A 13,583-nucleotide genomic window follows, 5' to 3' on the forward strand; every position below is an offset into this window, starting at 1 on the left:
CTCTGTCACGCTCCTAGAGGCCTGCAACATCGCCGTGCTTGGAAGGTCGGCGAGACATCGAGCTTGGCTTCGATAGCGTTGCGCAGGTAGATCGGAGAGCAAGCAATGTCTGACGCGACGAATGTCGACGTTCCTACTGATCCGCTAGCAGATGTCGACTACCGAACCGCAACTGAAGATGCATTGAGGCTCATCACTGCCTTTCTGCGCATCAAGGATGCGCAGGTGCGTGCGGAAGTGTTAGCGATCGCGGAGCGGCTCGTCGCCAACGGAGCTTGAATCATGGGGGCAACCGACCGCACCGCTCCTGACTCGGCCCCGGTTCGGCGCTTGTGGCAGAAGCGGACATCGACCAGCCGACAGTCCCCGATGCGTCCGTCGAAAATGACCCGGGGCGGACATTGCCAACGGCGCAATTCACTTCAATGGCGCAGATAGCGCCATCCGACGGCGACACCGCTCACCGAGACGATGGTGCCAAGGATCGATAGCAGCCAAACCACGAGATCCCAGGCCGGGCGATACATCAGCAGCAACCGGAAATCGAAACTGTGCAGCGCGTTGAACAGCCAGCGATAGGTGCGCCGGCTGCCGTCCGCGCGGCCGATGATCTCGCCGGTAACGGGGCTGATGTGAAACCATGTTCTGGCGTCGTCATCGAAGACAGCGCGCAGCACCGGCAGTTCGCGCTGGTGATGATGCGCATACCAATGGGAATCGTAGTCGTCGAGGACGAGCCGTTCCGCGAGGCGCGCTTGCGGCAGCAATTTCGCTGCGGCCGTCCAAAGCCGATCCTGCGGGAGTGTCGCGATTCGACCCGACGTGATATCCAGCGCCCTCTGCGTGCAGTCACGCGATGCGGCGATCATCATCGGGCCGCCATCGAGCCAGACGAAGCGCGCTTCGACCGCGGCGGATTGCGGCGTCGGCAGCTTGGTCGCAATGGTCGGCGCATCATGGCCGGCGTAGCGTTGCAGCGTCTCCCGCGTGGTGTTACGGCCTGCAAAAAATTCGCCGGGATTGAGTGACAGCCAACCGGAGAACATCCAGGTCAGCACGAAGGCGCCCGCGATCAGTCCAGTGACGTGGTGCCAAGCCATCCAGCTGCGGTACGGGGAGATCCCGCCGCTCGCGTACCGCCGCTTCAGCCGCACGCGCAGGATGCCGATCCAGATGCCGGTGACGCCGACGATGAGGCAGATGCCGGAGATCCAGAGCACCACCAGCCGCCACAACGGCCCATCCTTGCGCAAAACGGTCGGATAGATCCAATGCGGAATGGAGCCGAGCCAGTTCCAGACGCGCTCGGTGTGGTTGGTATCGAGCACGATCTCGCCGGAGCGCGAGGAAACATAGAGCTTGGTGCCGGCGTTATCGCCGAGCCCGATGAGGTAGAGCGGTCGCAACGGATCGTAACGGGCGGTGACGCTCCATTGGTCGCGATCGACGATGTCTTCCAGTTGCGGCGATTTGCTCGCGGGATGATGTTGCGCGACCGCAAGAGCCTCCCGTTCGGAGACCCCGGTCACGACGCGGCCATCGGCCGCGGAGATCGCCTGCCGCTGACCGTCCCAGCCAATCATCCGATACACCGGCTCGTCGGCCAGCATGGCGAGCCGGAGATCGCGCGGGTAGCGCGTCGCGCCTGCGACCCTCATCGCATCGTCCGGCGATAGCTTCACCTTTTCCCATTGAATGTCGGGAAGCGCTGCCAGCCTTTCCTTGTCGGCAAGACCGGGAAACGCGACATACATCATCACCACGCCTGACATGAACCACATGGCGAAGAACAGGCAGGTGACGATGCCGAGCCAGCGGTGGCCGATATACAGCCACCGCCGGAGCGTACGTTTCAGGATGCGTGACACGCTCAGAACTTCACGTTGACGGCGAGTTGGGCCGTGCGAGGCATTCCGAGCAGCCACTGCGTGGTGCCGCCGGACGTCGTGTAAATCTCATCGAAGAGATTGTAGACGCGGAACGACACGGTGGTGTTGAGATCGGGCTTCCACTGCACGCCGGCATTGACGATGTTGTAGGCCGGGCGCGTCATCGTGTTGGCATTGTCCGCGTAGGTCTTGCCGACGATCTGCACGCCTGCATTGGCCGACCAGTTGGGTGCAAAGGCCCAGGTCGCCCAGATGTTGGAGACGGTCTGCGGTACGTTGACCGGCACGTTGCCGGCATAGTTCACGGCTGCGCCACCAACCGATTGCACGAAGTCGTCGTACTTCGCGCGCAGGAAGGCTGTGTTTGCATCTATTCGCCAGCCATAGTCGAGCAGGAACCCGACTGATGCTTCGATCCCACGCGATGATTGCTGGCCGACCTGGACGGTGAGCGAAGGAACGTTGGGATCGCGTGCCAGCAGGTTGTTCTTCACGATTTCGTAGCCGGCCAGTGTCCATTCACCCCGGCCGCCCCAGAACGATTGCTTGACGCCGATCTCGATCTGTCTGCCGGTGGCCAGATCGAAATTCTTGTTGGCGGACGACAGCGAGATGATCCCCCCGACCGGATCGACCGCGGTGGAATATTGGCCATAGAAAGCGAGGTCCTTGACGGGCGTATAGACCGCGCCGGCGCGCCAGGTCGTCGAGGAGAACGACTTTTCGAAGCTGTTGGCGGGCGTGACATAGTCGGTGCGCGTGACCGTCGGCTCATCGTGGCGGATGCCGGCAATCAGGGACAATTGCTCGGTGACCGACAGCCGGTTCTCGGCGAACAGCGCGTATTGGTTGGTTACGCTGCCGAAACTGGGGACCGTGGCGTTCGGACTGTTGAACACGCCAGGAACGAAGCTGTACGGGTTGACGGACGACGAGCCGCCATAGGGCGAGTTGTTGGTATGGGTAAAGTTGATGCTGTTGACGTCAAAGCCTGCCAGGAACTCGTTGGCCATGCCGAAGACATGCCCACGAAACTTCGCATCCATGCGATTGCCGACCTGCTGCTGGTCGTGAAAAATCTCGATATAGCTGCTTCGATTGATCAGGCCGGTGCCGGGATTGTAAGCGTAGCTTTCGACGTCCTTCCAGTGCCTCTTGGAGTTCAGGTAGTAGAGCGTGTTCTGGATCGAGATGCCATCAGCGACCTGCCATTCCGTCTTCGCCTGGCTCCAGCTATCGTGGTATCGGATGTGGCTGTCGCTGACGTTGTAATTCTTGAACCGAAGAGATTCATTGAGCATGCCGTTGATCAGCGGCGTGCCGAAGTAGCGTGAGGGATTGCGGTCGCCATAGTCCGTGGACAGTGTCCAGGTGACGTCTTCGTTCTGCCTGATCTGGACCACGGCATGGAGCGCGACATTCGAAGTCCTGTCACGATCAACCCAGCCGTCCGACATGTTGCCGGTGGCGGTGATGCGATAGGCGACGTCCCTGCTTACTGGACCTCCGCTATCCACGGCAATTCGCCGCGTCATGTTGCTGTCCAGCGACATCTCGGCCTGGTTGCGAGGGACCCACGATGGCAGTTTCGAGACGACGTTGATGGCACCGCCGACCGCACCCGCGCCGTACATCACCGAAGCAGGGCCGCGCAGCACCTCGATGCGCTCGGTCGACCATGTGTCGAACGGAAAGGTCACGGTGCCGGCGCCGATATAAAGCTGGGTGCCATCATAGAGCGTCATGACAGACCCAAGGCCCGTGAAGCCGCGGGTGTTGAACGAGACGCCGCCGTTGCCTGGTGCCGGGCTTGCAGTGAAGCCGGTGGCGTTCTGCGTCACCGCGTCGAGGATGTTCTGCTGGCCGCGTTCAGAAATGGTCTCGGCCGAGATCACCTCCACGCTGGCCGGCGTCTGCAGTCGCGTCAAGCTTAGTCGGCTGCCGGCCGTGCTAGCGCCGGTGAGGTTGAGCGTCGGTGCGGCGAATACGGGACCCGCTGGGTTGGTCGTCGGAGCCCGCGTTTCGGCGGTAGCTGCGTTTCGCTGCTGGTGTGGGCGCGCGAGGCGCGTGGAATCGCTGCGTCGGGCGCTCCGGGCATTCGGTGGCTTCGCCGACGGCTCCACTACGACAGGATCGAGCGTCTGCGCTGGTCTTGCGGATTGTGCCCAGCCATTGCTCGACACCACGAGGCAGGAAAATGCAACTGAACGGAGCAACGCGCAGCGTGGCGCGAAGATCTTACGGGAGGTCATCAATAGTCTCGCGATAACGTGGCACGTCACCGCGAACGCAGCTTGGCCGCTGCCTCAAGAGGAAGGCAGCTCAACACTCATCAGGACACCCCGCCCAATGTGCTCGCGTGTGACCACGACTGACGGCAGGTCTCCTGGCTCGCGGGTCGTTGCCTGTCGCCGCCTTCCCAGGCCCGCAGGCCCAGTGGCTTTTGACGAAGGCTCGCCGCTTACAGTTGCGGGGGCAGCCACGGCGTTGGGGACACCCGCACCGTATTCCCTATTGATCTCCCGAAAGAGAACCGTCGCCGGCAACCTAGTTTTATTTGCAAAGGACTGTCAACTGGCCATCGGGCGAATTGGCAACCACCCGGGGGCGGCGTTTCCCTCTCGGTCCAAATCAGGTGTGGCCCTTCGCGACATCTGCCGCAATTGCATGAGGACGGCAGTATCGACGCGAGGCAGATATCGACGGATGTTCAAGAGTACGCGCCCTAACCCGACCGCAGAGTGCAGACGCGATCCCCTACCCCGGACCCGGCATGTTGCCCGCGAACTGCGGATAGCATTCGCGCAGCTCCTCGCGGATCCGTCCCCGGATCAAGGCCAGCGTCGCGTCGTCCGGCGACGGCGTCGTGACCTCGCATTGCTCGTTGTCGTAGGCAAAGCCCGTCGTGCCGCGAATGTCGCGCCAACCATAGCCGGGATGCGTGCTCTCGAGGCGAAAGCGCCCCGCCTCCCGGTCGAAGGAGAATAGCGCCGCGTTGGTCAGCAGCGCATGCGGGCCGCCGCGCCGATAGACCGTCTCGTCGGTGACCCCAGGCGCAGACACGAAGTCCACGCGCTCTACCAGGGACCGCAGGCTGTGCTCCTCGCGGAACAGGATGACCCGCGGAACGAGGAAGTACAGATAGGCGGAGCCGAACGAGCCGGGCCACCTAACCGGATTGTTCGGGTAGTCGCCGGTGCCGACGAGATTGACATTGCCCCGGCCGTCGATCTGGCCACCGCCGAGAAAGAAGGCATCCAGGCGCCCCTGCGCGGCGCAATCGAACAGCTCCTCGGCTCCTCCAGTGAAGGAATTGTGCTTGACCGATCCGAGGATCGAGACCTGCACGCGCTCCGCTCCGTCACGCTCGTTGAGCGCACGCAACAGCATCGCACCGGCCGCCGGCATCGGCGAGGATTGACCGACCGCAACATGCCGCACGCCATTCAGCAGCCGCGAGATCGTATAGATCATCAGCTCGCGGCTGGTGCACGCCTCGGTCATGCCGCGCTCCTCGAACCCCGGATATAGGCCTGGAAACCCTCCGGCGAGCGCGCCGCGCGCGCGTATTTCTCGACTTCCTGCCCATCCCTGGGATACTCGGCGTAAAGCCCCGTGGGCCACCCGCCGTTCTTCAACTGCGCGACCGCACTCACATAGATTGCAGGCAGGACGCCCGCGGCCATTTTCTCGTCCTCGAGCAGTGACGTCTCGGAGATCCGCTCGACGGTCACGAACGCGTTCTTCGAGGCGTGCGCCAGCAGCATGGTTTCGCGCCGGCGCCCCAGCCGAACGTTGCCGAACCGGTCCGCTTCGGGCGCATGAAACAAGGCGATGTCGGGCTGGATCGCCGAGACCACGACGATCTTCTCGCCGTCATCGAACGGATTCGACGTCACCTTCCAGTCGTCCCGCTTCTCCAGGACGTCACTGCCGATGATGCCGCGGATCGGCATGAACGGCACGCCCTTCTCGGCGGCCGTCAGCCCTGCGAACACCGCGGGACAGGTCGCATCGCGCAGGCGAATGGATCCGTCGCGGACGGCCCGGCTGAAACAGGGCGCGCCGCCGGCTTCGCCGAGACTGACGGCACTGGTCTCCAGCGTCGTCACGGCGCCGGCGCCGATCAGCATGTCGACCTGCATGCCGCCGATCGGCGCACACACCACATGCAGACCGCGAACGCCGCGATCGATCAGCAGCCGAATCATTCCGGGGGATGCAGCGTAATCGTCAGGCGCCAGACCGAGCTTGCACCCCGAGGGTATCATCTCCGCCATCTCTTGCGGCGTTACGAAGTCTGTCATCTCTTCACCTCTCCCAATCAAGACGCCGATCGAGCAAGATCAACTTCCGGATTCGTCGCAGCACCAAAGCCGCACGAGCCGCCCGATCGTGAATGAGCGAACTCCGTCAGCCGCGTCCCATGCTGTAGAACTCCGCGTTCGGACGCATGCTGGTGACGTTGGCAAGCCGGTTGGAGAGGCCGAAAAAGGCCGTGATCGCGGCAATGTCCCAGACGTCCTCCTCCGTGAAGCCGTGCGATTTCAGCGCGGCGAAATCGGACTCGGAAACCTCGTAGGCCTCGGTCGAGACGCGGACGGCGAAATCGAGCATCGCCTTCTGGCGGTCCGTGATGTCGGCCTTGCGGTAGTTGACCGCGACCTGGTCCGCGATCAGCGGATCCTTGGCGCGGATGCGCAGGATCGCGCCATGCGCGATGACGCAATACTGACATTGATTGAGGTTGCTGGTGGCAACCACGATCATTTCCCGCTCGGCCTTGGTGAGATTGCCGGGCTTGTCCATCAGCGCATCGTGGTAGGCAAAGAATGCGCGAAACTCGTCCGGCCGGTGCGCGAGCACAAGAAACACATTCGGAATAAAGCCGGACTTCTCCTGGACGGCCAGGATGCGGGTCCGGATGTCGTCCGGCATGTCGGCGAGATCAGGGACGGGGAAGCGACTGATGGCAGATGCCTGGGTCATGGCTTGGATATCCTCGGGGCTGGTCGATGGGAATTTCTACCCATCGCGTTCCTCATGTTCTTGGCCGGGGTGATTGCAGGACATCCTCGGGCGGTTGTGTCGAGCGCGTCAGGGGGAGGTTCCGCGGTCGCCCGTAGCGCCCCCCTCCCAGCGCGGCTATCGCCATCAATGCCTGCTTCGACGTCGTAAAGCAATGCGGGCTACCGTAGCCCAGCCCCCCGCGCCGAGCGCGCCGGGGCGATCGCAGGCGCGCTTGTACGCAGACGCCCCCGCCTGCAAGCCCCTGCTCTAGCGTGATGAACTGCTCGAAGAGACCGACGTGCCGCCCGGCACCATCCCCGATCGATCAACCTCGCTCCCGCGAGGCTAACAGGTCTTCTGCTGCAAATGCTGGACGCAGGTGCAGGTGGTCGACGTCGGAGAAGTCGTTTTATACTTCACGTCGTAATATGGAAAGCTCGAGGCGTTGGTCGAGCAGCGCGGGAACAGATAGTAGCTGTCGGACAGCTTGACCGTGCCTGCGATGGTGAAGCCGAGGTTGGGCGTGTAATCGTAGGAGACCTCGCTCAGGATGAGCGAGATTTTGGCGTTGGTGGTCCCGCCCGGCGCGGTAAAGGACGACAAAGTCATGGCGGTCCCCGGCGTTCTCGCCCCCGACCCGCTGGTCGACTTGCTCCATTGCACCGTTGCGTTGCCGCTGCTGTCGGTCGAGACTTCCGAGACCGTGATCGTCATCAAGGAGTTGCTACCATTCTTGATGGGATATGGAGCCATGATGGCGGTCGCAGCCGCGAGGATACCGTCCATTTGGCTCGGGCTAACGGACGTGTTCTGCGTGATCATGTCGGCGACAGCATGCGCGGTCGCACTGACCTTGACGTTCATGGAGAGCGCGGTGCCGAGCTCGACGCCGCCGATATAGAGTAGCAGCATGAACGGCGTCACGATCGCGAACTCCGTCGCTGCCACGGCGCGGACATCGGATACCAGGTGCCGGACGCGAGATGACAGGGCCGAGATCATCAGGTAGCTCCTGGCTCGTTCTGGAACGCGGCGGACGACATGATCAGCCTGTTGCCGTTGCTGAGGTTCGACAGGTTGAAACCGAGCGGACCGAGGACGACCGGCCACTCGTACATGATGCGGAGCACGACGATATCGCCAGCCTGGCCCGGATCGTACTGCCAGACATTGGAGACCTTGCCCGTGCCGTCATAGGTCAGGGTCGGCATCGCCGTGTTCGCTGCTGTCCACGTGGTCGCCACCTGCATGTCGACCATCAGGCCACTGCAGTTGAAGAGGATCACGATCTGATCGCAGACCTTCTGCTTGAAGACGGCCTGCGACATGTTCGCAGACTGAACCTGTCCGGTCATCACGAGACGCGCCGACTGGCGGACGATAGATTCGAGCGTCTGCTGGGCAAAGAAAACCAGAAAGGTCTGGATCAGTGCGATGACAAGCGCGAGAAACGGCGCGGCGACGAGCGCGAACTCGACGGCCGTGGCTCCGCTGTCATTCGCGGCAAAAGCGGCGCAACGGTTGCGGCGTCTCTTCATTGTCGAAGCTGATCCAAGCATGGCCTCTTTTCCCTACTGCACGAGGCTGGCCGTGCTGGACGCGACCTTGATGAACAGATCCGTCAATGCCTGGTTGATGTCGCCGCCATTCTGAACGTTTGCGTACAGGCCCGGCGACGCGCAGGATTTCAACCGTTGCGCGATCGTGCCGGTCGACGAGGACGGGTTGTTGAATTGCGAGATACGGCTGGTGTACCAGCTGTCGCTCGGCAGTTGCAGATACTCGGTGTAGAGAATCGCGATCCGGATGTTCCGAGTCTTGATGGTATCGCAGATCGCCGTGTTAAGCGGTTGCTGGCATCGCAAAGTCGTCGAGTTGGCCGCCGGCAGCGCATAGGTGGCATTGGGATCGCAGCTGCCCGTCTTCGAGATCAACTTGTCCTCGACGCCGTCAGTGACGAGGAAGACCACCTCCTGCGGCGTACCGGCCGCGGTACCGTCGCCGGGATTGGGCATGATGGCGTTGAGGTCGGTCAGCCCCTTCGAGATGTCGGTGCCGTAGTCGGTGGTGTAGGTGCAGGCGCCCTTGCTGTCGAGAACCGGGCAGTTCTGGTGGTCGACCGTCAGGAGCTGAATGTTGCCGATCTGCGTGCCGGCCGTGGTCGGGGTGGTCAGCGTCTGGATCGTATTCAGGGCGTAGTCGAAGGTGTAGATGGCGGCCTTGTAGGTCGTGTTGTTGAGCGCCGACATGCACTGCATGACCCCGCCCGACGTGCCCGACTGCGGGCACGACCAGGGTCCGACCATCAATTGCTTGACGGCATTCGTCACGAGATCGATCCGCAGCGTGATGTTGTTCGCACGCGCGACCGTGAGATTGTCCTTGTTCGTCGAGCTCGGGGCTGCGTTGTTGGGATGCGCCTCGTGGCAGGCGAAGGCACAGTTCTTCGCGTAGTTGGGCTGGTTCTTCGTGGCGAGAACCATCGCGTCGATGTCGCTCTGGGTCGCCGCCAACGCCATCGACGGGGAATCATCCAGCAGCAAATAGAAATTCATGTTGGGGGCGCTGGACGCCTTCGCCGTTGCCGAACCGGCCACCTGCCAGGTCGACTTGCCGAGGACGCCGGGGAAATTGTTGACGGACTCTGCGGTGTAGGAGACCGTGATGGTCCGCGAGAGACCGGAATCGGTGACGGTGATCGTCGGCGTCGGCACGGCCGCCAGCCCGGGAAGGTTCGCCTTCGCGGCAAAGACGGCAGCCGCCGTGTTCTCGATGACGGACTTGGTGGTCTGCGTCAGCATCGCGGGCCGCACGGCCGCGATCGCGGCCGCGTCGGCGGCTGCGTTCAATTGCTCGCGCTTGCGCAGGGCCAGCGTGTAGTCGAGCGTCATCCCCAGGAGAAAGATGATAGGAACCATCGTCAGCGCGAAGATGATGGCGACGTTGGCCTTCCGGTCTGTCGCGAAGCAGAGCATTGCGCGGCGGAGCATGAGGTTCATCCTGGCTGCCGTCGTTGCGGCAACGGTCCTTTCCCTTTGAAATCGACGGAAGAGACTGTCGGGTTCGATCCCGGCACTCGCCCATCACGGGCGGAATATGGCGATCGGTCTCTTAATCAACACTTACGGGCACTCCGCAAACCGGAACCTCACGGGAGGCAGATGTCTCATATCGAGAAGGCATCATTAATGTCGCTTAAATGCGATCGCAGCGATTGGCGCTAAACCCTAGGGAACACCGTAAAACTCCGGATGACCCATGCGCCTGCCGACAGAACGCGCCTCAGGCGCCCGGCCTCTCAAGCGGAAAACCCGAAACATCCCCACACACGATCGTCAGCGCGAGCCGCGCCTGCCCGCCTGGCGCTCCGGGGAAGAGACACATTGCCGTTAGACTCCACGGCGCAAACGTGGACAATGCCCTGACGCACGCCAGCGTGCGCAGTGCACATCAAGATGCGCCAGGGGAAACAAGAAGGGAAACAAATGCCGGCTGCCGGACCGTCGTCCGAACCCACCATTCCAACCATTCCGCTCACCGCCCAGATCCGCGATTCACTGCGCGCGATCGTGGGCGAGAAGGACCTCATCGAGGACGAGCACGGCAAGCAGCCCTTCGTGACGGATTGGCGCGGATTGCTGGTGGGAGGTGCCGGCGCCGTCGTCCGCCCCGGCAGCACCGAGGAAGTCGCGCAGGTGGTCAGGCTCTGCCATGAGCATGGGATCGCGATCGTGCCGCAGGGTGGCAACACCGGCCTGATGGGCGGCGCAACGCCCTGGCCCGCGCACACCGGCATCGTGTTGTCGCTCGGCCGCATGAACCGCGTGCTGGAGGTCGATGCCACCGGCTACACCATGACGGTCGAGGCCGGCTGCGTGCTGCAGACCCTGCAGGAGGCAGCAAGCCGGCACGACAGGTTCCTGCCCCTCAGCCTCGGCGCCCAGGGCTCATGCATGATCGGCGGCAATCTGTCGACCAATGCCGGCGGCGTGCAGGTGCTCCGCTACGGCAATGCCCGCAATCTCGTCCTGGGACTCGAAGTCGTCTTGGCCAATGGCGAGGTCTGGAACGGATTGCGTGCGCTGAAGAAGGACAATACCGGCTACGACCTCAAGCACCTCTTCATGGGCGCGGAGGGAACGCTCGGCATCATCACAAAGGCTGTGCTCAAGCTCTGGCCCGCGCCGAAGGACGTCTGCACAGCGTGGCTGGCGATCCGCGATCCGCGCGCGGCGCTGGAGATTCTGTCGGAAGCCCATAGCGCATCCGAGGACAATGTCGGCTCCTGCGAGCTGATGAGCCGCAGCGCGATCGACATGGTGCTCCGTCACATACCCGGCGTGCAGGATCCGCTGAGGGCGGAGACGCCATGGTATCTCCTGATGGAATGGTCGTCGGCGCGCGCACGCCGGGATGGCGCCGAGGGCATGTCCGAGAAGCTGGAGCAATTTCTTAGCCAGCAGCTCGAGGCCGGACGCGTGCTCGACGCGGTGATCGCCCAGACCGGAAACCAGTCGCGCAACATGTGGCGGATCCGGGAAAGCGTCGCGGAGGCCTCGCGCGCCGAGGGGCCGGGGCTCAGCTACGACATCTCGGTGGCCATCTCCAGGATTCCCGATTTCATCGACCTCGGGCTCAAGGCGGCGCTCGAGATTCTCCCGACCATCCGGCCCTATCCGCTGGGGCATATCGGCGACGGCAATCTGCACTTTTCGTTCATGGCGCCCGCCGGCATGGATCAGCAGACGCTGACGCAATACAAGGCCGCCATCACGCGGGCGGTGAACGATCTCGTCACATCCATGGACGGCTCGATCTCGGCCGAGCACGGCATCGGCATCGACAAGCTCGACGAGCTCAGCCACTACCGTTCCAAGACCGAGCTGGACATCATGCGCACCATCAAGCGCGCGCTCGATCCGCAGAACATCATGAATCCCGGCAAAGTGCTGCGGGTGTAGGGGTTTTATTGCATGATCGCGGCCGCGATCTTCTCCGCCGACATCAGCACCGGAAAATTGGTGTTGGCGCACGGCACCACCGGGAAGATCGAGGCATCGACGACGCGCAGGCCCTGGATGCCCTTGACGCGGCCCTGGTTGTCGACCACCGCCATCGGATCGTCAGCGCGGCCCATCCGGCATGAACAGGAGGCGTGCCACACGCCGATGGTGGCCTTGCGCACGAAGGCCTCCAGCGCATCGTCGTCGTTCATGACCTGATCGAAGGTAAAACCCTCGACCACGAAATTGTCGATCATGTAATGGCGCAGCGCGGCCGGCCCGTCCATCAAGGCCGCGGCGATCTTGGTCAGGATCTTGTTCTTGGTATTGACCACCCCGATCTTGCGGACCTTGTCGGTATAGGCGGCCGGGAACGGCTTGTCAGTCACTGTCCTGACGATGTCGCTCATCTGGACCGCAGCCATCTTGCGGAAGCCGCTCATCAGCCGATCGAGATCGCGCCGGTCGGACAACAAATTGAACTCGACGATCGGCTCCGCGGACGGATCGCGCGAGGCAAGCTTGACCTGCCCGGTCTCGGAATAGGTCTTGTTGACGAAGGTCAGCAGCGAGCCGATCTGCTCGCCGACCGCATGCCAGGCCGACTTGGAGAGCAGCACGACGAACATGTCGCCCTTCGGCACATCAGGCAGCCCCGACGAGTAGCGCAGCCCCAGCTGCATGTGGCGCCTGGTGTGCTCGTTCATGCGCGCGCCGCGGCGGACAAAGGACGACAGCGAGATCGAGGGATGGTCCATCAGGCGCTGGCCGACGCCCGGCAGACCCATCAGCACGGGAATGCCGAGATCCTTGAGGTGGCCGACCGGCCCGATGCCGGCGCGGAGCAGATGCGCGGGCGAATGGATGGCGCCGCTGGAGAGGATGATCTCGCGTCCCCGGAATTCCTGCTCGCGTCCGCCGACAACGGCCTTCACGCCCACGCATCGCGTGCCTTCGAACAGCAGCTCCTTCACCTGCGTATTGGTGGAGATGGTGAGATTGGCGCGTTTGCGGGTGTCGCGGTCGAGATAACCCATGGCGGCCGAGACGCGCTGCTCGGCCTGGTTGGAGTGCGTCACCGGGAAGAAGCCGTCGACGAACTCGCCGTTCTGGTCGGGCAGGAATCGGTGGCCGGCCTGCTGGAACGCCTCGGCAAAGGCCTGCGAGTGCTTCGTCCAGTGCTCCCTCGGAATCCGGCGGACCGGAATCTTGCCGTCCTTGCCGTGATAGGGACCGTCGAAATCGAGGTCGCGCTCGACCTTCTTGAAGAAGGGCAGCACGGCATTCCACGTCCACCCCTCCGCGCCGCGCGCGTCCCATTCGTCGTAATCGGTCGGCGCGCCGCGGTTGGCCATCTGGCCGTTGATCGAGGAGCCACCGCCGAGCACGCGGGCCTGCTCGTATTTGCGCAGCGGCGGACGCGCCTCGTTCGGATTGTTGTGGCTGACGACCTGGGTCGTGACCTTCAGCTCGGTCCAGTGGAAGCGCGGATCGAAATAGGCTGTGCCGGGATAGCTGTCTCGAATTTCAGCCGGCTCGTTGCCGGGCGGCGTATCCTGTCCGGCTTCGCACAGCAGGACCTTGTTGGCACTCTTCGCCGAGAGCCTGTGGGCCAGCACGGACCCCGCCGAGCCGCCGCCCACGATAATGAAGTCATACACGATTGGCGCTTCCTCTTGTT

11 protein-coding genes and 1 riboswitch are annotated in these 13,583 nt (G+C 63.0%); of the genes, 2 read left to right on the forward strand and 9 right to left on the reverse strand.

From position 1 onward, the window contains the following. Positions 1-105: 105 nt before the first annotated feature. Positions 106-279: a hypothetical protein gene (locus RPS27_RS32560; RefSeq protein ID WP_212068400.1), complete on the forward strand. Its 174-nt coding sequence runs from the start codon at positions 106-108 to the stop codon at positions 277-279. Between the two features lie 143 nt (positions 280-422). Here the strand turns inward: RPS27_RS32560 and RPS27_RS32565 are convergent, their stop codons facing one another. From RPS27_RS32565 to RPS27_RS32600, 8 genes are all read right to left on the reverse strand, one after another. Continuing rightward, a complete protein-coding gene (locus RPS27_RS32565) occupies positions 423-1,868 on the reverse strand; it encodes a PepSY domain-containing protein (protein ID WP_212068401.1) in 1,446 nt (481 codons plus the stop codon). 2 nt (positions 1,869-1,870) lie between these two features. After that, positions 1,871-3,817 (reverse strand): TonB-dependent receptor, encoded by a 1,947-nt coding sequence (locus RPS27_RS32570; RefSeq protein WP_313754941.1) that lies wholly within the window; start codon positions 3,815-3,817, stop codon positions 1,871-1,873. Between the two features lie 430 nt (positions 3,818-4,247). Then, a riboswitch (cobalamin riboswitch) is annotated at positions 4,248-4,442 on the reverse strand. A 204-nt stretch (positions 4,443-4,646) separates the two neighbouring features. Beyond that, complete coding sequence (locus RPS27_RS32575) at positions 4,647-5,393, reverse strand: CoA-transferase (RefSeq protein WP_212068403.1); 747 nt, start codon at positions 5,391-5,393, stop codon at positions 4,647-4,649. Further along, positions 5,390-6,196: a CoA transferase subunit A gene (locus RPS27_RS32580; protein ID WP_212068404.1), complete on the reverse strand. Its 807-nt coding sequence runs from the start codon at positions 6,194-6,196 to the stop codon at positions 5,390-5,392. The genes RPS27_RS32575 and RPS27_RS32580 overlap by 4 nt, the downstream gene beginning before the upstream one ends. A gap of 106 nt (positions 6,197-6,302) precedes the next feature. Next, positions 6,303-6,878 carry a peroxidase-related enzyme gene (locus tag RPS27_RS32585; RefSeq protein WP_212068405.1) on the reverse strand — a complete coding sequence of 192 codons (576 nt, stop codon included), beginning with the start codon at positions 6,876-6,878 and terminating at the stop codon, positions 6,303-6,305. A 366-nt stretch (positions 6,879-7,244) separates the two neighbouring features. Next, positions 7,245-7,901: a TadE/TadG family type IV pilus assembly protein gene (locus RPS27_RS32590; RefSeq protein WP_211418084.1), complete on the reverse strand. Its 657-nt coding sequence runs from the start codon at positions 7,899-7,901 to the stop codon at positions 7,245-7,247. Next, the gene (locus tag RPS27_RS32595; protein WP_249132198.1) at positions 7,901-8,437 is read right to left on the reverse strand and encodes a TadE/TadG family type IV pilus assembly protein; all 537 of its coding nucleotides are present in this window, start codon (positions 8,435-8,437) and stop codon (positions 7,901-7,903) included. The genes RPS27_RS32590 and RPS27_RS32595 overlap by 1 nt, the downstream gene beginning before the upstream one ends. Positions 8,438-8,470: 33 nt before the next feature. Beyond that, positions 8,471-9,889 carry a TadE/TadG family type IV pilus assembly protein gene (locus tag RPS27_RS32600; RefSeq protein WP_212068406.1) on the reverse strand — a complete coding sequence of 473 codons (1,419 nt, stop codon included), beginning with the start codon at positions 9,887-9,889 and terminating at the stop codon, positions 8,471-8,473. 495 nt (positions 9,890-10,384) lie between these two features. Here RPS27_RS32600 and RPS27_RS32605 point away from each other — a divergent pair, with 495 nt between their 5' ends. Further along, complete coding sequence (locus RPS27_RS32605; RefSeq protein WP_212068407.1) at positions 10,385-11,860, forward strand: FAD-binding oxidoreductase; 1,476 nt, start codon at positions 10,385-10,387, stop codon at positions 11,858-11,860. Positions 11,861-11,865: 5 nt separating this feature from the next. On the opposite strand, the gene RPS27_RS32610 is transcribed toward RPS27_RS32605, so the two are convergent. After that, positions 11,866-13,563: a GMC family oxidoreductase gene (locus RPS27_RS32610; RefSeq protein WP_212068408.1), complete on the reverse strand. Its 1,698-nt coding sequence runs from the start codon at positions 13,561-13,563 to the stop codon at positions 11,866-11,868. Positions 13,564-13,583 lie beyond the last annotated feature (20 nt).

Source organism: Bradyrhizobium sp. WYCCWR 12699 (assembly GCF_032144035.1).
GTDB lineage: Bacteria > Pseudomonadota > Alphaproteobacteria > Rhizobiales > Xanthobacteraceae > Bradyrhizobium.